Below are 23906 nucleotides of genomic sequence, written 5' to 3'. Positions count from 1 at the left end.
CAAAATGAAAAGGCACTGATATGAACTCTGATTCATCTGCTGCAAACGTGCAGACAGAAGGCGTGGCAAAAAGTCCTGAAAATGACAACCAGCAGGCTTTAGCGATGCTGCAAAAAAGCGACCTGGAGATGGTTCGCGTGCTCGACGATTTGATTTACCTGTTGATCCGTAAAGGCGTGATTGCTATTACCGATCTTCCAGCGATGGCGCAGGTTAAATTAATGAATCGCGCGAACGCGCGCCAGGAACTTGGCGGGTTAGAACAACTGCTTGGCAACGATGATCGTATATTTTAGCTGATGCAGGCAGTTTGTAGGCCGGATAAGCGTAGCGCCATCCGGCTATACAAAGGCGTATCAAGACGCCAGTTTTATCACAATGGCGCGGGCTCACCTAATAATTGCCCCATTGCACCATCAATCCCTAATTCTTGCAGCACCATAAGCTCACCTTCCGTTTCAACTCGCTCGGCAATGAGCGGCAAATCAATACTGCGCGTGGCACTGCACAATACTTCAATAAACAAACGCTTATCATTTTCCTCATCAATTTTGCGGATATAGCTGCTGTCGATTTTCAGATAGGCAAGACCCCATTGCGACAGATGACCAATCATATCGAAACGGCTGCCGAAGTGTTGCAGACCCAGCGAGCAGCGATGCTGACCGACGGTTTTAACAAATGCCGCCATCTGATGGGGACCGGGTAACTGATTTTCATCCAGTTCCAGAATCAACTGACTGGCTAATTTCGGTGAATAGCGCAGCGGGGTGAGTAGCTCAGCAGTGGCGGCCGCACTGGCGACAGAACTGCCGGAGATACTCAACGCCAATTTTCCGGGCGCGGTTTTCAACTGGTTCAATGTCAGTTTCAACATGGCTTTATCGAGGCGATGACTCCAGCCAAAGCGGTGGATCCACGGCAAGAACCGCCCCGCGGTAATGGCGTTACCCTGCTCATCAATAATGCGCGACAGCACCTTGTAATGTAGGATTTTGTCCGGCTGGCGGCAATCGACCACCGGCTGATAAACCAACTGAAACTGTTGATTTGTCAGCGCATGCTCCAGGCGAACAAACCACAAATGCTGATCTTCTGTAGCTGCAGGTATTTCGGTGGTAGGAACGACCTGATGGTTGGTGTGTGTTTCCGCTTCAACCAGTAGGCGATCGGCCTGGATCAGCAATGACTGGGCATTTTCTCCGGCGCTGAATGGCACCATGCTGGTATAGGCAACCGGCTGTTGGTCTGACATTCCAGTAGCGTAAAAGGCCGTGAGTTTCTGAGACAATGAATTACACAGCTCCAGCATTTCTCCGTGCGTCACGCCAGGGCAGAGTAGGGCGAATTCACCGCCGCGAATGCGGGCGAGCGTGCTGTCGAGAGGGGCATACTTTTCTCTGTGCGCGTTCAGCAGGTTGGCGATGTTGAGCAACAGCTTATCAGTATGCGGTCCGCCAAAGCGCTGATTCAGGCCACCTAAATCCTGAACGCGAACCAGCATCAGATATCCTGGTGCCGTATCGGCATCACTCAGTCGCGCCTGGAGCTGCATATCGAATGCCCGGCGGTTGGCTACCCCGGTCTGGCTGTCGAGATAAGCTTCATTGTGCAGGCGTTCGCTGTAGATAGCTTGTTCTTCAAATAACGATTTAAGCTTAGCTGCCATTAAATTCATGGCGCCTACAACGCGGCGTAATTCCGGCGTTTTGGGTAACTCGTGGAGTGTCAGAAACTCGCGACGGGTAATAGCTTCGGATTGTTTTGCCATGTAATTGAGTGGGCGCAGCAGTTTGCGCAGCAGCAGAATACCGGCGATTAAGCAGGCAAGGCTACAGGACAGCATCCACAACAGATTGCCTAAGGTATTGTCCCACAGACGCTGCACGGCAAAGATAGGATCGCTGGTCACTTCCACGCGAGCTGCCTGCTGCCAGCCGCGCATAATCGTTGCTTCACCGGTTTGCGGGGTGACATCCACCAGATCGACGAACCAACCGGGAACGTCGGGAATTGTCGCTACCGCGCTACGCTCAAGCATTATTTTGCCGTTTGCCAGATCGACGATGCGGATTTTTTTGTAGTAACCGCTATCGAAAATGGAACTGACCATCAGCTCGATCATTGCCGGGTCGTTGACGTTGGGCGTCAGCGAAACGCCTAGCGCCGTTGCGGCATCCTGGGCATGTGAAAGGAGTTGGTTATTGGACTGATTGCGAGAACTCTCCAGCGTCACAATAAAATTGCCGCTGAACACAACCATCATAAAGAGAGAGATTGCCAGAAGTAACTGTTTAAAAAGAGACACGGGCGATTCCTATTTATCCATCGGGAAGCCTTCTTCCCGCATTTTGGTGAAAACTTGCTGCCAGCAAGAAAGCCTCTTGCTGTCCCCAACGCGTTTATTGTTTTGATTGCCGGGAAGCCAAAGGCCGGTGTTGTTAAAGGAGTAGACGGGTAATAGATCCATGCGCTGCGTCGCAGGAGAAATAGTGCTGGTCAGACTGTCGAGTACCAGAGGAATCGCCTCAGGGGTGGCGTACCAGGTCAGCACCATGTGTGCGCGGTTTAAACGCAGGGCTTTAACATAGGTGATGCGAAGTTTGTCTTCGGATACTCCCAACTGGCGGAGGGTGAAATATTTGGCGATCGCGTAGTCTTCACAATCTGCCTCACCCTTGCGCAGCGACTCGATAGGGGTTGCCCAGTAATCGACGTTATGCCAGACATCAATGTCTTCGGTATAGCGGATTTTATCGTTAAAGAATTGGTTTACAGCGCGTAATTGCGTTTGCTCGTCAGCATTACGCAACTGGAGCAGAAGCTGTTGCCAGGCGTGGATCCGTTGCTGCGCTTCTGGTGTTGCCGGGCCATATAGCGCATCGGACTTTTGTTGAATATTGGCAAAATCCCAGGCCGCGCGTAGCGAATGGACTGACAGCAATAGCAGCAGCGCCCCGGGGATTTTCCACAGGCGTAGCAGGCGGTGGCGTAAGCAGCGGCGGATAATGTTCAATGGCTATGCTGGCAACTGCCCGGTGACGGGTTTTTCAGCTTTTCGCAGGACCAGGGGGACAACCACTTTTTACGTAATTGCACGTTGGCCGGCGAGGCAAAAAAATCTGTCAGCGTACTGTCAACAAACGTCACAAACTGCGGATCGTTTTTCCTCATCATAATGGCATAGTGCATCTCATTGCCGATGCTCTCAGAAGAGACGCTGAACAGTTCAGGTTGCTCGCTATGATTAATCAGCGGCCAGGCCAGAATGTCATCGACAAAGAAAGCGGCGGATTCATTATGCGCCATTTTCTCAAATGCGCCGTTTATGGTGGTGGTGGTAATCGTTGAAATATTAAGGTGTTGCTCTCTGTTGGCTTTATTAAATTCCAGCAAATCTTTGGAGCTACCGGTCAGACTCACCGTGCGTCCTTTTAGATCGGCAATTGAATTTATATTATTTTTACGCAAAGAGATGATGCGCATTTTCGCGGTGTAGTAGTTGAGCGAAAATGAAACGCTGGAGGTCCGCTCCGGCGCATTGGTATTTACACCACAGTCCATATCTATTTTGCGTGTGTTTAATGCGGAGAAACGTTCGGCAAAATTCACGGGGATATAATGAATGGTTAAGCTGTTGAGCTTCAAATACTGGCGCAACTTATCGGCAATCATGTTACATACCGCGATGGTATAACCCGTGACTTTGCCATTGTGGTCAGTAAAAGAAAACGGTGGCAGCTGGCGATAACCCACGTTGAGCACGCTGCTGTTCTGAATATGATCGAGCGTCGCGGCGTTCTGCTGCGCCATCAGCGAGGGGGTGATACCGATGCCTGCCAGTAAAAACAGCCATTGCACTATGCGGTTCACCCTTGTCATCTCACGATTAATTATATTTTTCATAATCAAAACTGATCTTCTTTTTAGCAGACGTTAATGCTTTCAGGTTATCTGACATGGGAATGTTTAAATTAATGGCTTTCGGCGGGATCGGTGACTGAAACCATTTATTGTACAGCGCAGTAAATTCGTTGCTGGCCATCAGCGAGGAGAGAGTGCCATCAACAAATTCTTTAAATTCTTTATCGTGTAACGGGAGTAACAAGCCGGCCGGTAGCGGGGCGCTGAGCGCAATGTCGGAAAGTTTATAGTCTCCAGGATTAGGCGTTTGCGCGATCATCCCTTTGAGTAAAACCGTACTGGAGATCAGTGCAGAATACTCACCATTCTTCAGTTCATTGAAGGCGGTAATGTTGTTGGTATCGAGTTGAATATTAATATCCAGGTCATTGGCGGCATTCACTTTTTGCAGTTGCTCAACGTAAATCGTGCCGCTTTTTACCAGTACGCTATGTCCGGAAAGCTCTGCCAGATTGTCGTTGCTTTCATTTTTACGCATGACGAAGCGGGTACTTGAAAAATAAAACGGCAGCGAGAACTCGCTAATGCTGTGGCGACTTTTCGAATAAAAGGCCGGGATACACATGATGTCTGCCATGTGATTTTTAATCAGGACAAACTGCGATGCCGAGTTAGCTTTTACCCACTCAACCTTCAGGTTTTTAAGCTGAAGTTTTGTCTTGAGCGCGCTGATGATACTGTTGCAAATATCAATGGAATAGCCGGCAGGTACGTTGCCATTCTGCCAGGAGAAAGGAAACGCATCATCCTGATAACCAAGGGTAATGCTTTTCTTGCTGGCGATTTGCTCCAGCGTGTGCAACGGCAGGGCTGAGCCTGCTAAGCATGGCGTTGCTGAAACTATTAACAGGGCAAAAATCGTCAGCATGCGCTTTACCTGGCGAAAGAAGTCAGACATTGCACAGTCCTTCTTCAATGACCTCTTTGGCAAATGCGGAAAGCACTTCACGCTCGCGCAGCGGATAGCTAAAGAAATAGCCCTGAACATTCTGGCACTCAATGTCGCGCAGAATGTCACGCTGCTGCGCGGTTTCTACCCCTTCAGCGGTGACCGACATATTGTACTTATGGGCAAACTGAATCAGCATCACAATCAAATACTGACTGGCATTATCTTGCTGGAGCTTATCGACCAGCGTGCGCGCAATCTTGATGCGAGTGAAAGGATAGATCAGCAGATAATCCAGCGCCGCGTAGCCGGTGCCTAAATCATCCATCGCGATTTCAATGCCCAGAGAGCGAATCTCTTGCAGCACGGGCAAGGCAATCGACTTATCCAGCTTTTCGGATTCGGTAATTTCTATTTCAAGGCGCTCGGCTGAAAGTTGACTGATGCGTAACGCATCTTTGATAACGTCAACCAGTCCTGGGCTGTGCAGTTGGTAGGCCGATATATTGACGGCTACCCTGATACGCTCCGGCCATTTGGCAGCGGCTTCACAGGACTGACGAATAATCCATTCGCCCAAACGGACAATCAGACCGGAGTTCTCGGCGATGTTGATAAAATAATCAGGGTAAATCAGACCCTTGGTGGGATGATTCCAGCGTATCAGCGATTCGTAGCCATATACGCTTTCATCTTCCAGATTGATGATCGGCTGGTAATGAAGCTCGAATTCCTTGTTATCAATACCATCGATGATTTCCTGATTAATAAACAGACTGTGGGTATGCTTCATCACCATGCCGTCTTCGAAGAAATGGAAGCAACCCCGGCCATGATGTTTTGAGGCGTACATGGCAAGGTCGGCATTGATCATCAACGTCGAGGTATTATTGCCCTGATACGGCGCGGTGGTGATACCGATACTGCAGCTGATGGAAAAAGTATGCGTGCTCCAGGTAAACGGGGTGCTCAGCGCACGAATAATCCGCTTCGCCAGCCGATTCGCTTCTTTGATGGCGTTATCGCTGACATGTTGCAGAATGGCGAATTCATCACCGCCCAGACGCGCTGCGATATCGTTAGGTCCCAGCAAGAGCTGCAGGCGCTGGGCAACGCTGATTAACAGCTCATCGCCCGCTTTATGACCAAAGGTGTCGTTTACTGGTTTGAAGTTGTCGAGGTCAATCAACAGCAGGTTAAATGGTTTTTCGTCCTGATGGATTTCACTGACGCGTTTATCTAACGCCTGGCCAAACGAAACGCGGTTGGGCAATCCGGTCAGTGAATCATGATGGGCCATATGCTCCATCTTTTGCGACATTTCATGCATTCGTTGCAGATAGCCGCGTTCTTTCATGGCGACGCGCAATTTTTCAATCGCCCCGGCCAGATGTCCAATCTCATCGTCCTGATCAAGATAGGGCGTTATACAGTCCGTCTCTTCATGGGCGATGCGGGTAAGGGAGTTAATCAGCAGCGGAACCGGACGGAATAAACGGCGCATAAACATCGTGACCAGTGCCAGCGTTACCAGCAAAATCAGGACAAAAATGATACTGCTTTTTTTCAGCATCGCATCGTAGGTGGCGTAGAGATCGCTTTTTTTACCAATGCTGCTTATCAGGCTACCGAGGATCTCACCTGAAGGCGTCAAAATAGGAACGGCGCTGATAAAGCACTCTTCGCCATTAATTTGGGCGAAGCCAACATAGTAGTTACCCAGCACATCGCGCGGCAGACGACCGGGGAAAGAGATGATCCCATCACCCTCTTCTGACTTGTTGTTGATGCCAACAAAACCTTTTTCCGGCGTATACAGAAACAACCAGGTGGGGCTATGGGTCTGTACTGAGGCCAGTGCCAGAACGTCAACCGGGTTATAACCGGTTTGCATAATAGAGTCGGTGTCACCAATCTGTCTGTCGGAGACAATGCGGGATATCTGCCCTGCATCGCTGGTTTCGACCGAAACGGTGGTATACACGTTGCGGATGATGTAGGTCATAATCTGTGCATTCGCTTCAGCCCGCTGTACCCACTGCTGATAAGAAAAGTTATCTATCAGGCTCCAGTTGGTAAACGCGCCAGCACTAAACGCAATAACGATACCCGCCAGCAAGAATTGCGTTATTTTGCCAGTGATTGAATGTTGCCACCCTTTTATTGCTTTAAGGGAAAACAGAGACTTTGCCACGGATTATGTTAATTCCTGAAAAGATTATTCGATACTAAAATTAATTTCTGCTATTACTTGATGGAATATTATTGTTGCAAATAAGTAGATGAAAGATGTGAAACGTAATGACGTAACAAATAACTAACATTGAACCATGGTGAGTAATGACAAAAATAACGGTATGCGAATATAGATAACGCTGCTCTTTTCGTCAATAGGCAAAAGTGTACATAAAAATACATTTTCTGAATGCCCCTTTCAGGATATTAATGTTGACATTCATGGTGCTTGAGAAGATTTTTTATACGTACTGGTTGGAGGTGTTGGGAAACTGACAAAGGCTTTTTTGTTTTTTACTAAACATCAATGAATTAGCAGTTTTTTGGACAGGCATTTTAGTGATTTCATCCCCACCGGATGTCCATTTTTGTCTATAAATGGGTATTTATTTCCTGATTTGATATGAATAACATGCTCTCTTCATTATAGAACCTTATTTTATTTTCTCAGTGCGCGGTCAATGTTGACAATTTTGCTATGGTTCATCGGCTGACCCAAAAGGATTTGTTTGTGACATTCGAGTCTGGATTAAAGTCCTATTGGTATAGTGCATAGCGGATAAATTGATTTGGACGCAATAATAAATTCAAACACGATAAAAAACATTCGGGAATGGTGCCTGCCACTTGTCTTACCTGGCCTTTTTTACCCGCTGGCACAATATCTTAACGGTTATAGCATTCTCAATAATACTATTTTAACAGTTTACGATCTCAAGCTAGCCGTATTTTCTGCCGCATTGGTCTTGTTCGGTTTTCGGGTGTTGCCGGGGTTTCTTCTGTTCCTGACGGTCATGTTTGTGGTCGGTCCGCAAAATGAACGGGTAGATGCGTTGTGCCTGATCATCGCGTCGACCTTAAGTTATGCCGCGTACCGCAAATTCACCGGCAGACGCAGCTGCGTTAGCTTTGGTCGCATCAAAATTAGCTTTAATCGTCTGCTCTGGCTTTGTGGCTACAACGTCCTGCTGTATCTGGTGTTCAGCAAACTCTTTGCAATGTTTGTCGCCCACGGACAACGCCCCGATGTGGATAACATTCCGGCGTTGAGTCTGGGCATGCTGGTACGTATTCAGGGGATCATCAACGGTTGCCTGACGGGGATCCCTTTATTTTACAAGATTTACCGCATCATTCGTCGACCGTCTTTCCTGCTGACCTTTCTGCGGGCCATTGCCGAACAGTGTAAAGGCAATATCGGTGTCTACGGCGTTATATCCTGGTGCATCTTGCTGTTTTTTCTGATGTTCTTCTTAACATCACCGGATAATTTGGATGTTTTTTTCTCTATCTATAGCCTGATCCTGTTATTTCCGTTGATGTTGTGGGGAGCAATCAAAATTGGCCACTTGTTCACAATGCTGGTGTGGACGATCGTATTAATCATCTTAGGCAAACATAACGACAGCTATATCGCCAGCGATGTTAACTTCATGCTGCATCAGGCGCTGGTTTCGACGTTGATCTTTGTCTTTTCACTCACCATTGTGATCATGGGGGTACTGGCAAAATTTACCCGTCAGCGCTTTAACCAGGCGCTGCTGTTGGGGCTGACTGACCCGATGACAGGCATGGCAAATTTACGGGCGCTGAAGACGGAGCTATTTACCACTGAACGCGCGACTGTATGTCTGATACAGATCCCCGAGCTGGAGCTTTTTTCGCGTCGTTATGGTTTTCATTTCCGCGCCCGCTACCAGAAGATCCTTGCTGAGCATTTGCGCAGACATCTGGTGAAAAGCGAGAAAGTCTATTACCACGCGGGTTATGATCTGCTCATTCGGCTGGAAAATGGCACCTGGGAGCGGCTATGCGATCTGTATCAGGCCGCCAACAGTTTTCGTCTCTTTTACAACAACCATCGGTTGGGTTTTCGCAGTGGTTTGGGCTATTGCCTGATTAACGATCTGAGCGATGACATTTATCAGTTGGTGGGGAAACTGGGCATGGTGGCGGGTTTATCACTCACCAACGGCAGGCCGGAAAACCTTGAGGCGCAGCATAGCCGAATCCTTGGCAACCACATTGTTGATAAAACGGAAATTCGCACTGCGCTGCAAAATGCGCTGGATAACAATGCGTTTGTCCTGATGGCACAGCCGATAGTCAGTACCCACGGTGAAGCGCCGTATCATGAAATATTGATCCGTATGCTTAACGAACGGGGAGAATTTATTCCACCGAACAGTTTCCTGCCGGTTGCTCATGATGCGGGACTGGCACCGGATATCGATCTCTGGGTTATCGAAAATACCCTCAAATTTATGCGTAACCACCCACAGCATTGTTTTTCTATTAACCTGGCACCGGTGACGGTGTGTCGTTCAAATATTGTCATGAAGATCACCCAACTCCTGCACGACTACGCGGTGGAGCCACAGCGGATTATTTTTGAAATAACGGAAGCAGATACGTTATCAGACAAAGAACAAACCGTGGAAACGCTACGTTTAATACGTCAGCTGGGATGTCGGGTGGCAATTGATGACTTTGGCACCGGGTTTGCGAGTCATGCGCGCTTGATGAACATCGAAGCAGATATCCTGAAAATAGATGGCTCATTTATTCGACGGATCACCGAAAGTGAAATTAGTTACTACATCGTTGAGTCATTCTGCCGCGTTGCTGAAATGAAAAAAATGCAGGTGGTCGCTGAATTTGTCGAGAACGCCACTATTCAGGCCTGTCTGGAAAAAATGAATGTGGGCTGGTTACAGGGATATCACATTGGCAAACCTACGCCGCTGTTCACGCTCGAATCACAGGGCGCTAGCTCCTGATGACCAAAAAAAGAGTAATTTCTTCTCAGGTAGAGAATAAAAATCATGAGTGACATTATTAAAGTAAAAAATCGAACGGCGAATACCACCAGTGAGGGACCGCGCGCTCGACTATTGTCCTGGCTGCACAACATCCATCCCGGTGTGGCGATGAAGCTCGGTATGATTTTGGTTGTTTGTATCGCAACGTTGCTGATTGGCGCCTCTTTTATATTATCGTCTTATCTTTCCAGAGAATTGCAGGTCAATGCGCTGGAGATGATTAAAACCAACACGCGGATATTCCACAACAGTATTTCTAACGAGTTTCAGCGTGTGACTCGTGATGCGGAACATTACAGCAATGTTTATATTAATAATTATCAAAACGTTGCCAATAAACCGCTGCGTTATATGGACTCTACTGAATTAAAAGCGGTGCTGAGCAACCCGAACACCAACGCGCACTTCACCGAATTAACCAGCGTATTTGCCAGTACGTTTATTCTGCAAGGCGAGCAATTTGTACGTGTCAGCAGTACGTTACTGGCGAGTTCAGGCAATACGGCAACAGCAACAGCACTAGGGCATGATAATCCTGCGTTGCCGCTGCTTTTGAAAAATAAACCCTTTTCCGGTGTGGTCACACTGTTCGGTAAACAGTTTATTAGTCACTACGAACCGATTGCCGACAAATATGGTCAGGTCGTGGGGGCCGTCGCGGTGGGTTTCGACGTCAAACAGAGTTTGCAACCGATCATTCAGCGTTTGTTGAATGTGCATATTGGTAAAGATGGCTACGCCTATGTGCTGGATGCCGGATTTGAACCTGGTCGTATGTTGGTCCATCCCTCGTTGAGCAACCAGCAGGCAATTAATATTACCGATGCCAATGGTTTTAAGCTGTTTGCCGACATGCTCGAACACAAGAATGGCATCACTTACTACAACTGGGTGAGCGGTTATGGCGCATTGCCGAAGACCAAAGTTGCCGTTTATGAATACGTTGAAGGGATAAACTGGATAATCGCCACCACCAACTATGTTGATGATGTCGCCAAGAGCAGCAATCTGGTGCGTAACGGTCTGCTGCTGTTCACCGCGCTGCTGCTGCCCATCATTTTACTGCTGATTGCTGTGGCCAGCCGTTTCCTGATTTCCCGGCGCTTAAACCGTGTCCTGGGGATTGCACAAACCATTGCCGAAGGCGACTTAACGGTGGATGTTCAGGTCGATCACCACGATGAGATCGGCGAACTGCTGAGTGCGGTGGAGATGATGCGTCAGCGTCTGCACTCGTTGGTAGGCGGTATGGTTTCTCATGCAAATTCGGTACATCAGGCATCTTTGCATATTACCGAAGCGGTCGATGGGCAGGCATCAACCAGCGTGGAAACCTCATCTTCAGTGGCTGAAATTACCTCCACCATGGAAGAGCTGTCTGCCTCATCGACACAGATAGCCGAACACTCACGGGCGGTTGTGGATATTGCCAACCAGACGCTCGAGGACTGCAATAAAGGCTCCGAGTCGATGTCGCAATTGCTGATGCGTATGACGGATATTGATACCGACAATCAGCAAAATATGCGTGAAATCATGATGCTTGGTAATAAGTCGACGGAAATCAGTCGCGTGATGGTGATCATTAACAGCGTCGCGGATCAGACGAAACTTATCGCTTTTAACGCAGCGCTCGAAGCTGCCAGCGCCGGGGAAGCCGGTAAGCGTTTCTCGGTGGTGGCAGCTGAAATCCGCCGTCTGGCTGATTCGGTGACGGAATCGACGGTTGAAATTGAAAATAAGATCAGTGAGATCCAAAACGCGATTAATCGTCTGGTGCTGAACGCGGAAAAAGGCGGTGAGAGCATTAAAGCGGGCGCAATAGCCTGTAAAGTCAGTGCTGAACATCTGAACGATATCGTTGTTACGGCTGAGCAAACTTCGACGGCGGCGCTGCAAATATCGCTTTCAACACAGCAACAGAAAACGGCGAGTAATCAGGTGGTCATGGCGCTGCGTGAGATCGTTGTTGCCAGTAACTATACCTCGCAATCTATCAAAGACATTCTGGTTGTCAGTCAGGATATGACACAACTGTCGAAAGCGCTGAAAGAGGCTTCGTCCTCATTCACACTGACGGAAACAGATGCATGAATAGCAGCAACATTCGGGTGCTGATCCTCGACCTGGGCAGCGCATCGCGTAATGAGCTGGTCAGGCAACTGGAGGATCACCCGCACATTAAGGTGGTGGGGCAAGCAGCCCATCGCAGGCAGGCGATCCGACTGTTGCAACAGCTGATGCCTGACCTGCTGATTCTGACGCTGGATATTTCGGGCGCCGATAACGTCGAAATCGTGGAAACGATCATGGCAACCAGCGCAATCCCGATCCTTGTCATGAGATTTTGTCCAGAGAATCAATGGGATGATGACTACATTTCCCGTGGTGCGTTGGCGGTGTTGCACCATAGCAGTGATTCACCACTCTCAACGGATGCTTTGCATCGTAAAGTAGAATTATTGGTCGGTGTGAAAGTCATTCGACATATCAAGGGATTACGCTATCCAGGCGAACCGGTAATCCCCACTGTACGACCGATGATAGACGTTGTAAAAACGCCACAGGACTGGCCTTTTGTGCTGGCGATTGCCTGCTCGACGGGCGGGCCGCAGGCGCTCAGTAAACTGTTACAGAAGCTGCCCGGTACGTTCCCGTGCCCGGTACTTATTGCCCAACATATTGCCGATGGCTTCGCGAAAAATATGGTGCATTGGCTGGATAGCGTGACCGATCTGAAGGTGCGACTGGCGCAGGAGGACGATCGGGTGGAAGCGGGGTATGTGTATATATTGCCGCCGGAGCAGCACCTGATCGTCAAAAGCAACCAGCGTTTAGCGGCGATCCCAAGACAGGAAAGCGATGTTTACCATCCCAGTTGCAACCTGTTGCTGGAGTCGGTGGCTGAGGTGTTTCGCGAAAAAGCCGTCGGACTGATTATGACCGGCATGGGCAGCGATGGCTGCCGCGGCATTGAGCTTATTGTCCGCCGTGGCGGAACAACGCTGGCGCAGGACGAAGAAAGTTCGGTGGTATTCGGTATGAATAAGAACGCGATCGACAAGCAACTAATACACCGCACGATCCCTCTGGATGGCCTTGCTGCGGTACTGCTTTCGATGGCTTGCCACGGGCATGTTGAGAGTAAATTGCCATGATCCCTAATCTTCCTGACTATGCTCGCCTGATCAAAGAACGGGTCGGTTTGCACTTCGATAACGCCATGGAAGCATTGCTGAAAACGGCGCTGGGTCGGCGAATGGCCGAGCGAAAAATCAATGATTACTATGAATACTATGAACAACTGCGTAGCTCGCAGAATGAGTTTGATAGTTTCATCACGCTGATTACGATTAACGAAACCTATTTTTTCCGTGAAAGCGATACGCTGGATTTAATCTGCGATAAATGGATCCCGCGTCTGTTGCAACAGCGCAGCGGCCCGGTGCGTATTCTGAGTGCCGGATGCTCTTCCGGAGAGGAAGCCTACTCGTTGGCGATCAAGCTGCATGAGAAATACCTCGGCGGGATGGCCCAGCGCATCGAAATTTACGGCTGTGATATTGACCCGGCAATCCTGGCAAAAGCCCGCAACGCCTGCTATTCAAACTACTCGTTTCGTGGCGTCGACCCGGGTATTCAGCAACGCTACTTCACCCGCTCGGGAAACCTCTACCGGCTGCATGATGAGATCCGTGAGAAGGTCACCTTCCATCGCACCAACATTATAAAAGAACAGTTACTGCCGGAAGTGGACATCATTTTGCTGCGCAATGTGTCCATCTATTTTGATACGCCAACGCGTCGCGAGCTGCACGGTAATTTGCTGAAGATGTTGCAACCGCAGGGAGCCTTATTTTTTGGCAATGCGGAAACGCTGGCTAACAATTTCGACATTCTGAAGCTGGAGCAGGAAGAGGGGATTTTCTATTTTTGCCACCATCGTGAAGCGGCAAGGATTGTGCCTGTCCCCAGAGTTGCGGTGCGCATTCCGCAGTCGAGAGCGGTGGTTGAACAGGTTCCTCTGGTGCCCACGGCGCAGCAGAGTAATGACTGGCTGAAGAAAGCACGCGCCAGCCTCGATGAAAAATGTTTTTCTGAAGCTGAAAAGTGTATCGCCTGTGTATTACGTGACGATCCCCGTAATCAGGATGCGCTTTTGATCCAGGGCGTTATTGCCCTCGAACAGCGTGAGTTTTCTCAAACAGCCGGAAACGCACAGCAGATCCTCGCCCAAGATGAGTGGTCGGCAGAGGCCAAAATGCTGCTCGGACTGGCGATGATGTGGCAACACCAGACCCAGCAGGCCATCGCCTGGTTCAAACAGGTGGTTTATCAGGAACCCGGCTACTGGCCTGCGCACTATTATCTGGCTGAAATGTACCGGCAAAGCGAGTTATACCAGCCTGCTCAACGGACTTATCGTGTGGTGATGCAGTTACTGAACGACGAGATAAACAATCCGTCCTCGGTTTGTCGTCTGCGTTTGCCAATGGTATTTCCAGGCAATACGTTTCGTTTCCTGTGTGAACATCAACTGGCGCAATTCGCCCATCAAAGTGGCTAATAAGAGCGATTATGGCTATCGATCTGAAAAAATTCGTTCTGCGCTTTATTGATGAAGGGAGAGGTCATTTGCAGACGATCAGCGAAGGGGCGTTTCTCCTCTCCGCTGATGAACATACCGACGCCTGGATAGGTGAGATGTTTCGCGCTGCGCATACCCTGAAAGGGGGCGCGCGGATGCTGAAGCTGCAAAGTATTGCCGATGTCACGCATCATCTTGAAGATGTATTGAGTGAACTACGTGATAACAAACTGACGCCGGACAGGGCGCTGGGCAATCTGATCCATGAGTCTGTGGAGTACCTTTCTGGTCAGCTTACCCAGCTTTTTGTCAGCGAAGGGGATAATCAATTGCCACCGGCGGATGCCGGGCTATGCGAACGCCTTGCCCGCGCCAGTCGGGGAGAGGATATCACGCTGACTGTCGAAACTGCCGGGGCAACAGAAAAACCGGTAGTCCCTGCGCCCGCGACGCCAGCCAGCATGGATGCCGGTATTAAGCAGGCGGATTTCGTTCGGGTAAAGCTGAACAAGCTCGATGGCCTGATCGACATTCTGGGGGAGGTGCTCGCCGGACATGATCGCCTGGAACAGCAGATACAAAACCTGAGTCAACTGGTACCACGGTTACCGGGATTGAGTGCTGAACAGCTTCGCCAGCAGATCCACGACTTTAGCGCCCAGTTAAAAGAAAGCGTTCAGCTCCAGCATTTGCAGATGTTTGAACTGTACGATGTGGCGGCGCGGATCCGTATGCTGCCACTTTCAACATTGTTTGAACCCATTTCGCTGCAGGTCAGCGAACTGGCTTCCACACTGAACAAGCAGGTGGTGTGCCGCTTTGTTGGCGGAGAAGTGGAAATCGACCGCCAGCTCATTGATCGGCTTTCGGAGTCGCTGACGCATCTACTGCGTAATGCCGTCGATCACGGGATTGGTGAGATCGATGAACGTCTGGCGCTCGGTAAATCCACCCGCGGCACGATTACCATCACTACTCAGCAGGACGGCAGCGGGATTCTACTGCGTATCGAAGATGATGGCCGTGGTCTGAACTATGAGGCCATCAGCGCGAAGGCGGTCAGTAAAGGTCTTGTTCCTGCTTCAATGGCCGGGCAGCTCTCCGAGCAGGAATGTAATGAGCTGATTTTTCATCCCGGCTTTTCGACCAGCAAGATAGTCTCCGAGCTTTCTGGTCGCGGCGTTGGTCTTGATGTGGTGCGCAAAACGGTGGTGACCGACCTGCAAGGCGATTTGCAGGTTTATAGCCGTCCGGGAGTCGGAACCAGCTTTAACCTGCGGTTGCCTGTTTCGTTAACCATGATGCGGATTCTGCAATTTGAAGAGCAGGGGCACCTGTTTGGACTGGCTGCGCAGTATGTGGTTGAGGTGGTGGAATGCACGCCACAGGGGATCAGCGATATCGCCGGACGTCCTGCCATTATCTTGCATAACGAGTTTATCCCGGTGGTTTGCGTAGGCAGCTTGCTGGGCATTCATGAACGCCAGAGCAGCTTTTCAACGCCTGGACAGCGATTAATCGTGGTGCAGAACCAGTACAGCAAAATGGCGCTGCAAGTGGATAAGCTGCTCGATGAACGCAAGATGATGATCAAACCGTTACCGAAGCATATGCAACAGCAGTCGCTGGTCTCCGGGATGGTACAAACACCGGATAACCAACTGGTCAGCATCCTGCACGTTCCCGCGCTGATGGCGATAGCGCAACAATCACGGCAAACCAGTACACCAGCGCCAGCCACGAGCGTAGCGCAGGATGCATGGCATGTGCTGGTGGTCGATGACTCACTGAATACCCGTGAGATAGAAAAGAACGTGCTGGAAGCGCACGGCTATCAGGTGACTCTGGCAGAAGACGGGCTGTCGGGGCTGCAAAAAGCGAAGCTGACCCAGTTTGATGCCGTACTGACGGATGTCGAAATGCCGTTTATGGATGGTTTCACCTTCACCAAATCGTTGCGTGGGGAGAAAAACTACCAGCATACGCCAATCATCATCGTGACGTCCCGCGCGAAGGAAGAAGACCGGCGACGGGGGATTCAGGTGGGTGCGGATGCCTACATCGCCAAGGGCGATTTCGAGCAGGACAGTTTGATAAAAACATTAAAAATGCTTTTGTGCTGATGGCGCAAAATCGAGAGAGAAAATGCGAATTTTATTAGTTGATGATGATCTTTTTGCGGCTGAACTGGCATCCATATTTTTGCAAATGGACGGCTACGATGTGGTGATTGTGGAAAGCGCGATTTCCGCCCTGGCGTGCCTGGACTCGGATAACAACATCGACCTGGTGATTAGCGATCTGCATATGCCAGAGATCAGTGGGTTGGATTTGCTGGCGCTGTTACGCGCTCAGGATTGGGCTAAGCCTTTTATTTTACTGAGTGCCAATGAAGTAACGGGCAGCGACGCTCTGTACGACCGTTGGGTGAAAAAAGATGAAAACCTCGCGGAAAATCTGGGGGCTGCTGTCAATGCGCTACTGCAACCATCTGCGATTAACTGAATAAGCCTACGTGTTTGATGAAACAAGAAAATAAGCATATAGCGATGGCGGCAGCGCAGGAAAAAATAGCGCGTTTGCGGCAGGGGTTTCTACGCCGAATTCCCGACATGCTGGCACAAGCGGAAAGATTACTCGTTCAACTGGTCGCAGAGCCTAGCGAAGCCTGTCGCAAACAGCTACATATCCTGCTGCACAGTATTCACGGTTCGGCAGGGTCCTTTGGCTTTAGCCCGCTGGCGAATGCCTCAGCAGAAGGTGAGCGTTTACTAACAGAACCGGAAACAGAGCAAAGCACATTGCATTACGATGAGCTGCGGCGAATCATCAGGTGGTTGTACACCCTGACTCAGGAGCAGCTCAATCTTGAACATCGTATCAGCGATACGGAGTTCACATTACCGATCGCCGCACAGCGCCCGGAAGAGGGATATGTTCGGCGGGCCAGTAAGCCTATCTACCTGTGTGATGATGATATTGACCAGGTCGAGCTTCTCGCGACCCAACTGCGCTGTTTTGGTTTTACCTGCCATGTGTTCGCGAACACGCAGGATTTCACTCAGGCCGTATTGTCGCAACCGCCTGCCGTGGTGATTATGGATGTTAGCTTTCCGGACAACGCCTACGGTGGACCGCTGGCAATGTCGGATTTGAAACAAAAAGTGGGCAAACCTTTCCCTGTGCTGTTCCTCTCGTGTCATAGCGATTTCAATGCCCGCGTCAACGCCATCAAATCTGGCTGCGATGGCTACTACGTAAAACCTGCGTCTATCACCGATTTAGTCCAGGAACTTCATCGCCTGACTCAACCGTCGCTGAAAAAGCCTTACCAGGTATTGTTGATCGATGACGAACCGGCGGTGGCTGAATACAACGCGGAGATGCTGCGCTTGGCGGGTATGGAAGTGCATGTGCTGGAAAAACCTCACTATCTACTGCATGTACTCAATGCGCAGCCGATCGATTTGGTGTTGATGGATTACCACATGCCGGAATTCAGCGGTGAGGAACTGACAAAACTGATTCGCCAAATACCGCAGCATATTGGCCTGCCTATCGCCTATCTCTCCAGCGAGACCAACAAGCATGCGCAGTTGGGAGCAATGAGCATCGGCGCGGAGGATTTTATCCTCAAACAGAGCGACCCAGAGGAGCTGATCCGCGCCGTATCGATCCGCGCGGAGAGAATGCGCGTCCTGCGTGCACGCATGTCGCAGGACAGTCTGAGCGGGTTATATAACCACTCAACGACCACCCATTTTCTCAAAAGCGCGATTGCCGAGTCGAACTACAGTGGCAACCCGTTTTGTATGGTGATGGTGGACCTGGATCGCTTCAAAAGCGTTAACGATACCTACGGTCATGCGGTCGGTGACCAGGTAATTGTCGGTATTTCTCAGTTGTTCTCCCATCGCTTACGCAGCACCGATATCGTTGGCCGTTACGGTGGTGAAGAGTTTGTCATCATTATGCCCAACACCAGCAGTGACAAGGCCGCGCGCGTGGTCGAACGATTGCGCAGGGATTACGAGCAGGTCACGTTTTCCGTTAACGACGCTAGTTTTCACAGTACCTTCAGCGCGGGTATTGCCCAGTGGCAGTTTGGCGATCGGATTGAAACGCTACGCGAACGCGCCGATCAGGCGCTGTATGCCGCGAAACAAAATGGCCGTAACACTTTCTGCATTGCCGAGTAAAAGGAGTCAATATGAGCCAACAGCTGGAGCAGATTCTTGCGCTGAACCATGGTGAAAAACCGGAGTGTGAAAACGTTGATGAACCCCAGCGCACGCTGGTGTTATTTCAACTGGCGGGTAAAAATTTTGCCTTCTATGGGGCGCAAATTAAAGAGATCCTTGCAGAGCGCCCGATCTCCTGGGTTCCCTGCTGCGCGCCAATGCTTGAAGGGGTCATCAACTATCGTGGACGGGTGGAATCGGTGATGAGACTGGACAGCCTGATCGATAAACCTACCGTTAATTCGGCAGGTAAGCGCACTATTTTGATTGGATGCGCCGAGAAAATGCAAAGTGGGATCCTGATAGATAAACTGATTGATGTGTTGGAAGTCGCCGAAAGCCAGATTCATTTGCCAGGAGATTCGTTGCCCCCGGCGTTACAAAGCATCGCTGTGGGGGTGGTTAACGTGATAGAAACCTGGTACACGCTGCTCGATCTGAATCTGGTCTTTGAGCGTTATCAGGAGACCAGCGGTTATGACGGCGCCCACTAATCTGGCGGCGGTACGTATTACTTTGGGAGCGCTAACGTTGTATATACCGGCAAACCAGGTGGGTGTGTGTTCGTTAGTGACTCAGGTTGTGCCTGAAATCCCCCGATTTAGCCAGTGGCTGGGGATTGCTGATGAGCCGCAGGAGGGATGGCATTTGCATTTACGCGTCCCGGACAGTGGCGTTGAAACCGGCTGGTACCTATGGGGACAACTTGAGAATGTGATGCTCTCCGGCGACATTATTTTTGCCGTACCTCCGCTTCTGGCGCGTAACTGTCATCTGCCTGCGCTTCGTGCCCTGGTGGGACGTGAGGCGTTTAGCCCGCTATTAAGCTGGCGCTGACACGCTGCGGGAGCTTTAACGGTCCCGCAGCATGAGAAGGCTGGGAGTGCTAAATCCCGTTACTGGATATAAGCATCAACAGCCCGACTGACCAGCTTAGTCATAAAGTTGTCAATCTTATCAATGGTCTGCTTGTCCTGAAGATCGTAGGTTTTTGCTACGTCATCCAGGTTTTCATAACCGACCCAAACTCGCCCGATCTTATCCTGCCATACGGAGACACGTAACGGCAGATCCAGCGCGACACCCTGTTTATCCTGCATCAGTTTTGTGCCGACTTTAGGGTTACCAAATACCAGGACTTTCGTTGGCCTCAGGTTCATTCCCGCGCCCTCGGCATTTTTCTCGTGATCAATTTCAGTGAATACCGGAACGCCTTCGCTTTTCAGAATGGCTTTCAGACGGGAGACCGTCTCATCGACAGAGAATTTACTTTCCTGGTTTTTGATCTTCTCTGAATTTAACCCAGAACCCAGCCCGATTTTATAGGCTTCAGCGATATCACGAGCCACCTGAGTCATGTCTACGCCTTCTTTGTTGGTCAGCATTGTCACGCAAACCAGTTCATCACCGGCGGTAAAACGGCTCAGATAGGCACTAAAGCCACCTGCGGTTCCTTTGATTTCCAGAAAACCAGGATGGCGGGTAAATTCCCAGCCGGCCATGGCAGGCACGACTTTGCCATTTTTCAGTTTTGCCGGGCTATAGATAATGTCGCGTAGCTTTTTGTCTTTAACCAGCGTGCTGCCGGCAAGACCGATATCCCACTTACTGATGTCTTCCGCTGACGACCACAGACCACCGTAGGCGAACAGATTATCAGTGGCGATCGCGCTGACAGGCGCCAGTTTGTCACCCGCTGCGACGTAACCTGTTGCAGGCTCAACAGGGTTGATCCAGTCAATTTCTGACTTAAATTTCGAATGCTGATTATGTTGCTTATCAGGCGTCGGGCGATCAAGGAATGCTTTTGTTGGCATGTCTTTTGCGAACATGGTGCTTTGCAGACCTAACGGCGCAATTTGGTATTTGTTGACGAAGTCTACGTAACTCATTCCGCTGACTTTCTCGATAGCCATTCCTAACAGGATAAAGTCAGTTGCGCTGGAGTTGATGTCCGTGCCATTTTTAAATTCGAGCGGTTTATCTTTAACAAGATCCACTAGCTGCGCAGGTGTATATTTTTTCTCTTGTTTATAGCCGAAAGATCTGAAATCAGGGATCCCGGATGAGTGCTGCATTAATTCCAGAATCGTAATGTTATGCCAGCTTTCCGGCAGGCCAGGCAAATAAACACTCACAGGAGTATTAAGATCCAATTTACCTTGCTCTACCAGTTGCATTACTGCGACTGCAGTAAAAGCTTGCGTGATAGGGCCAATTCCCCACATGGTTTTGGTGGAAGCAAGCTCATCATTGGCTGCCGTTGCCAGACCGTATCCCGCTGAGCGCGGAATATAAGGCGCCTGAACAATCGCCATGGATAAACCCGGCAGATTATTTTTCGCCATTACCTCGGCAATGATCTGATCGATATATTTGCCGTTGACCTTTAATTGTGGATCACCACGGTTAACTAAGTAAGTTGTCTCATTTGTACTGGCAGCGGCCAATACCTGAGTAGCTGAAACAGACATGGAAAGTAAAATACATGCCGAAATAACCTTTAACTTAAGATTCATGGAAAAGCTCCGCGCTTAATGAAATTTATTTTGATGGCTAATGGATGAGCGATATTGTACATACAATTACCCTCGGTAACCGTACTCATAGCTATTACTTAGCTGCTGCCTTTACCTTTTCAACCGTGGTGTCGGTGTCCCATAAATCATTGGCAATGATGCGGTAGTTGGTTAGAGCGGCGAGATAACCGTCACCTTCCGGAATGCGCGGACCCGCTGTCGCATCTTTAACGACGACAACTTCAAAACCTTGCTCAATCAATTCACGCATATGGGATTCAATACACAGATTGGCAGCCATACCGGCGAGAATGACCTGTGAGACACCGCGTTTTCTTAATTGCAGTACCAGGTCGTTGGTTTCTGGTCCGAAAATCTTATGCGGTGAGGCAATGACCGTTTCGCCATCATAAATATATGGCTTAAATTGTGGTAAAAAGTCTGCGCCGGAATTTTCAAAATTCTCCATCGTCAGTGGACCTTTACGATTGAACATTCCAGTGCCGTGCATAAATGTTTCTCCCGGAGCGGTAGATTGCCATTTATGGTCGTGCGGAAAGTAATAATGTGGAGAAATAAAAACAGGCATTTGTGCTTCTTTTGCCATTTTGAACAACGTCTCGAGATTTTCTACAGTATTATTTTCAATAATACTGTCTTTAAAAACGTCCCAGCCAATACCCTGAGGACTTAAAAAATCGATCTGTGGATCGACTACCACCAACGCAGCTTCCTTATTATTAAGTGTTATACCTTTGCGTGGTAAGCCATAGGCCTCTGGTTCAGAATAGATTTCTGACATGCTCATCTTGCTCATAAAATTTACCTGTATTTTTATCTAATGTGATAGTGACTATCTGATTATTAAATAGCGCTGGTAAATATGGCATGGTTTCAGAATGGGGTATTTGTTCAGGACGCTGGGAATATTGTCATTACGTATTCTAATAACGATAGTGGGCATATCACTGCCCACTCCGTTAGAGGTCGTATTGCTGGCGTCGCCGTTCTAAACGACGATCGCGCAGGGTGGAATAAATAAAGGTCATCACAAACAGTAGCGAAAATAGTACGACGATGGTGGGGGCCGGTGCACTGTCGATGAAAAAAGACAGGTACACGCCCATAAACGAGGTAACGACCGACATAATCACCGCCAGCCACAAGGCGTGGGAAAATTTCCGTGTCATTAAAATCGCAATGGCGCCAGGCGCAATCAGTAAGGAGATCGACAAAATAATCCCTACTGATTTTAGCGTGGCGACAATCGTCAGGGCGATCATGCACAGCAGGCCGTAATGTAGCAGTGCAGTGTTAAGCCCACTGGCCTTTGCCTGATGCGGGTCGAACGCATGCAGCAGCAGATCTTTCCACTTAAGCCCAATAATAAGCGCTATCCCAAGCGTAATAACCGCGGTTTGTATGATGTCGCTGAACGATACGCCCAGCATGTCGCCGAACAGAATATGATCGAGATGGACCTCTGACTGGATAGAGACGTACAGCACCAGCCCTGCGCCAAACATGCCAGAAAAGACGATTCCCATCAGGGTATCGCGTTTGATGCGGCTGTTATCGTCGAGATAACCCGTCGCCACCGCACAGAACAGCCCGGCGATAAATGCGCCAATTGCCAGTGGGATGCCCGCAATCCACGCCAGTACAATTCCCGGGAAAACCGCGTGGCTCATTGCATCGCCCATCAGCGCCCAGCCTTTGAGTACTAAAAATACAGACAGCAGCGCGCAGGGCACGGCGACAATGGTGGAGATGACCAGCGCATTGACCATAAAACCAAACTGAAAGGGTTCCAGCAGCGTTGTTAAGATCATACTGACTCCTTGTTCACCAGACGGGCGCGGCGGCGATTCGCCAGCAGACCGTGTTTTGGTGCGAAGACAAATGCCAGCAGGAACAGCAGCGTTTGCAGAATGACAATAATTCCGCCGGTTGCACCGTCCAGCCAGTAGCTCAGCCAGGCGCCGAAAAAGCTGGTCAGGCTGCCAATAGCTACGGCGATAGTGAGCAGGCGTGGAAAACGATCGGTCAGCAGCCAGGCCGTTGCACCGGGCGTAACCACCAGGCAAATCACCAGAAATGCGCCGACGGTTTGCAGCGCGGCGACCGTGGAAACGGAGAGCAGCGTAAAAAATAACAGCTTCAACCGGCCCGGATTCAGACCGATAGAGCGCGCGTGGTTTTCATCAAAAAAAACCACCATCAGATCTTTCCACTTCAAAAACAGGATGGTTAGCGAAATAACCCCGATGATGGCCAGTTGCAGAATATCTTCTGGCGCAATCGCCAGCACGTTGCCGAGAATAATGGTCTGAATATTCACCGACATCGGATTGAGCGACACCATAAACAGCCCGATACCGAAAAAAGACGAAAAAATCAGTCCGATAATCGCATCTTCCTTCAGGCGCGAACGTTGATTAAGAAACAGCATACTGCCCGCCGCCAGTCCGCCGGAAAGGAATGCGCCGAGCGCGAAGGGAAGCCCTAACATATAAGCGCCTGCCACGCCCGGCACGATAGAGTGCGACAGCGCATCGCCAATCAGCGACCAGCCTTTGAGCATCAGATAGCAGGAGAGAAACGCACACAGGCCGCCGACCATTGCCGAGACCCACATGGCGTTGAGCATGTACTGGTAGCCAAACGGCTCCGTTAGCCAGTTCATGG

At 49.8% G+C, this 23906-nt stretch carries 19 protein-coding genes; 10 read left to right on the top strand and 9 right to left on the bottom strand.

Annotation, left to right across the window (positions count from 1 at the left end; all coding sequences use genetic code 11):
- Window positions 1–20 precede the first annotated feature (20 nt).
- Window positions 21–296: a hypothetical protein gene (locus OGY68_RS14975; RefSeq protein ID WP_048236656.1), complete on the top strand. Its 276-nt coding sequence runs from the start codon at window positions 21–23 to the stop codon at window positions 294–296.
- 77 nt (window positions 297–373) lie between these two features.
- Here OGY68_RS14975 and lapD read toward each other — a convergent pair whose 3' ends face one another.
- From lapD to OGY68_RS14950, 5 genes are read right to left on the bottom strand one after another with little or no spacing between them, the layout of a single operon-like run.
- Window positions 374–2308: a cyclic di-GMP receptor LapD gene (gene lapD / locus OGY68_RS14970; RefSeq protein ID WP_057068076.1), complete on the bottom strand. Its 1935-nt coding sequence runs from the start codon at window positions 2306–2308 to the stop codon at window positions 374–376.
- A 9-nt stretch (window positions 2309–2317) separates the two neighbouring features.
- Entirely contained in the window at window positions 2318–3010 is a 693-nt protein-coding gene (gene lapG, locus OGY68_RS14965) for a cysteine protease LapG (protein ID WP_065772026.1), read from the bottom strand.
- Window positions 3011–3012: 2 nt separating this feature from the next.
- The gene (locus OGY68_RS14960; protein ID WP_239693072.1) at window positions 3013–3882 is read right to left on the bottom strand and encodes a transporter substrate-binding domain-containing protein; all 870 of its coding nucleotides are present in this window, start codon (window positions 3880–3882) and stop codon (window positions 3013–3015) included.
- A gap of 7 nt (window positions 3883–3889) precedes the next feature.
- Window positions 3890–4822 carry an amino acid ABC transporter substrate-binding protein gene (locus OGY68_RS14955; RefSeq protein WP_057068082.1) on the bottom strand — a complete coding sequence of 311 codons (933 nt, stop codon included), beginning with the start codon at window positions 4820–4822 and terminating at the stop codon, window positions 3890–3892.
- A complete protein-coding gene (locus tag OGY68_RS14950; RefSeq protein WP_003825843.1) occupies window positions 4815–7007 on the bottom strand; it encodes a putative bifunctional diguanylate cyclase/phosphodiesterase in 2193 nt (730 codons plus the stop codon). The genes OGY68_RS14955 and OGY68_RS14950 overlap by 8 nt, the downstream gene beginning before the upstream one ends.
- A gap of 610 nt (window positions 7008–7617) precedes the next feature.
- Here OGY68_RS14950 and OGY68_RS14945 point away from each other — a divergent pair.
- The 9 genes from OGY68_RS14945 to OGY68_RS14905 are packed head-to-tail and all read left to right on the top strand — an operon-like array spanning window position 7618 to window position 19536.
- Window positions 7618–9828, top strand: coding sequence for a sensor domain-containing phosphodiesterase (locus OGY68_RS14945; protein ID WP_008785653.1), 2211 nt, complete (start codon window positions 7618–7620; stop codon window positions 9826–9828).
- Between the two features lie 45 nt (window positions 9829–9873).
- On the top strand, window positions 9874–11964 hold the full coding sequence (locus OGY68_RS14940) for a methyl-accepting chemotaxis protein (protein WP_032944781.1): 2091 nt from the start codon (window positions 9874–9876) through the stop codon (window positions 11962–11964).
- Window positions 11961–13028, top strand: a complete 1068-nt coding sequence (locus OGY68_RS14935) for a chemotaxis protein CheB (protein ID WP_057068084.1) — start codon at window positions 11961–11963, stop codon at window positions 13026–13028. Before OGY68_RS14940 ends, OGY68_RS14935 begins: the two co-directional genes overlap by 4 nt.
- Window positions 13025–14437: a CheR family methyltransferase gene (locus tag OGY68_RS14930; protein ID WP_057068086.1), complete on the top strand. Its 1413-nt coding sequence runs from the start codon at window positions 13025–13027 to the stop codon at window positions 14435–14437. The genes OGY68_RS14935 and OGY68_RS14930 overlap by 4 nt, the downstream gene beginning before the upstream one ends.
- Before the next feature lie 11 nt (window positions 14438–14448).
- A complete protein-coding gene (locus OGY68_RS14925; RefSeq protein ID WP_057068089.1) occupies window positions 14449–16581 on the top strand; it encodes a hybrid sensor histidine kinase/response regulator in 2133 nt (710 codons plus the stop codon).
- Between the two features lie 22 nt (window positions 16582–16603).
- Window positions 16604–16963 carry a response regulator gene (locus OGY68_RS14920; protein ID WP_008785648.1) on the top strand — a complete coding sequence of 120 codons (360 nt, stop codon included), beginning with the start codon at window positions 16604–16606 and terminating at the stop codon, window positions 16961–16963.
- Window positions 16964–16980: 17 nt separating this feature from the next.
- Window positions 16981–18657, top strand: a complete 1677-nt coding sequence (locus tag OGY68_RS14915) for a diguanylate cyclase (RefSeq protein ID WP_057068091.1) — start codon at window positions 16981–16983, stop codon at window positions 18655–18657.
- 11 nt (window positions 18658–18668) lie between these two features.
- Window positions 18669–19193, top strand: coding sequence for a chemotaxis protein CheW (locus OGY68_RS14910; protein ID WP_057068093.1), 525 nt, complete (start codon window positions 18669–18671; stop codon window positions 19191–19193).
- Window positions 19177–19536 (top strand): hypothetical protein, encoded by a 360-nt coding sequence (locus OGY68_RS14905; RefSeq protein ID WP_003825861.1) that lies wholly within the window; start codon window positions 19177–19179, stop codon window positions 19534–19536. The genes OGY68_RS14910 and OGY68_RS14905 overlap by 17 nt, the downstream gene beginning before the upstream one ends.
- A gap of 59 nt (window positions 19537–19595) precedes the next feature.
- Here the strand turns inward: OGY68_RS14905 and OGY68_RS14900 are convergent, their stop codons facing one another.
- From OGY68_RS14900 to sitC, 4 genes are all read right to left on the bottom strand, one after another.
- Window positions 19596–21218 (bottom strand): serine hydrolase, encoded by a 1623-nt coding sequence (locus tag OGY68_RS14900; RefSeq protein WP_149617920.1) that lies wholly within the window; start codon window positions 21216–21218, stop codon window positions 19596–19598.
- A 94-nt stretch (window positions 21219–21312) separates the two neighbouring features.
- Complete coding sequence (locus tag OGY68_RS14895) at window positions 21313–22035, bottom strand: cysteine hydrolase family protein (RefSeq protein ID WP_081305655.1); 723 nt, start codon at window positions 22033–22035, stop codon at window positions 21313–21315.
- A gap of 163 nt (window positions 22036–22198) precedes the next feature.
- Window positions 22199–23050, bottom strand: coding sequence for an iron/manganese ABC transporter permease subunit SitD (gene sitD, locus OGY68_RS14890; RefSeq protein ID WP_032944764.1), 852 nt, complete (start codon window positions 23048–23050; stop codon window positions 22199–22201).
- Complete coding sequence (gene sitC / locus OGY68_RS14885; RefSeq protein WP_057068097.1) at window positions 23047–23904, bottom strand: iron/manganese ABC transporter permease subunit SitC; 858 nt, start codon at window positions 23902–23904, stop codon at window positions 23047–23049. The genes sitD and sitC overlap by 4 nt, the downstream gene beginning before the upstream one ends.
- Window positions 23905–23906 lie beyond the last annotated feature (2 nt).

Origin of the sequence: Citrobacter sp. Cpo065 (assembly GCF_030332805.1) — a bacterium.
Lineage (GTDB): Bacteria > Pseudomonadota > Gammaproteobacteria > Enterobacterales > Enterobacteriaceae > Citrobacter > Citrobacter portucalensis.
This window is presented reverse-complemented; position numbering and strand designations above follow the sequence as displayed.

What these genes read in the sequence shown, in the direction of transcription:
- OGY68_RS14975 (WP_048236656.1), top strand. Translation starts at nt 21, where the DNA reads ATGAACTCTGATTCATCTGCTGCAAACGTGCAGACAGAAGGCGTGGCA.
- OGY68_RS14960 (WP_239693072.1), bottom strand. Translation starts at nt 3,882, where the DNA reads ATGACAAGGGTGAACCGCATAGTGCAATGGCTGTTTTTACTGGCAGGC.
- OGY68_RS14955 (WP_057068082.1), bottom strand. Translation starts at nt 4,822, where the DNA reads ATGTCTGACTTCTTTCGCCAGGTAAAGCGCATGCTGACGATTTTTGCC.
- OGY68_RS14940 (WP_032944781.1), top strand. Translation starts at nt 9,874, where the DNA reads ATGAGTGACATTATTAAAGTAAAAAATCGAACGGCGAATACCACCAGT.
- OGY68_RS14935 (WP_057068084.1), top strand. Translation starts at nt 11,961, where the DNA reads ATGAATAGCAGCAACATTCGGGTGCTGATCCTCGACCTGGGCAGCGCA.
- OGY68_RS14930 (WP_057068086.1), top strand. Translation starts at nt 13,025, where the DNA reads ATGATCCCTAATCTTCCTGACTATGCTCGCCTGATCAAAGAACGGGTC.
- OGY68_RS14925 (WP_057068089.1), top strand. Translation starts at nt 14,449, where the DNA reads ATGGCTATCGATCTGAAAAAATTCGTTCTGCGCTTTATTGATGAAGGG.
- OGY68_RS14920 (WP_008785648.1), top strand. Translation starts at nt 16,604, where the DNA reads ATGCGAATTTTATTAGTTGATGATGATCTTTTTGCGGCTGAACTGGCA.
- OGY68_RS14915 (WP_057068091.1), top strand. Translation starts at nt 16,981, where the DNA reads ATGAAACAAGAAAATAAGCATATAGCGATGGCGGCAGCGCAGGAAAAA.
- OGY68_RS14910 (WP_057068093.1), top strand. Translation starts at nt 18,669, where the DNA reads ATGAGCCAACAGCTGGAGCAGATTCTTGCGCTGAACCATGGTGAAAAA.
- OGY68_RS14905 (WP_003825861.1), top strand. Translation starts at nt 19,177, where the DNA reads ATGACGGCGCCCACTAATCTGGCGGCGGTACGTATTACTTTGGGAGCG.
- OGY68_RS14900 (WP_149617920.1), bottom strand. Translation starts at nt 21,218, where the DNA reads ATGAATCTTAAGTTAAAGGTTATTTCGGCATGTATTTTACTTTCCATG.
- OGY68_RS14895 (WP_081305655.1), bottom strand. Translation starts at nt 22,035, where the DNA reads ATGAGCAAGATGAGCATGTCAGAAATCTATTCTGAACCAGAGGCCTAT.
- sitD (WP_032944764.1), bottom strand. Translation starts at nt 23,050, where the DNA reads ATGATCTTAACAACGCTGCTGGAACCCTTTCAGTTTGGTTTTATGGTC.
- sitC (WP_057068097.1), bottom strand. Translation starts at nt 23,904, where the DNA reads ATGAACTGGCTAACGGAGCCGTTTGGCTACCAGTACATGCTCAACGCC.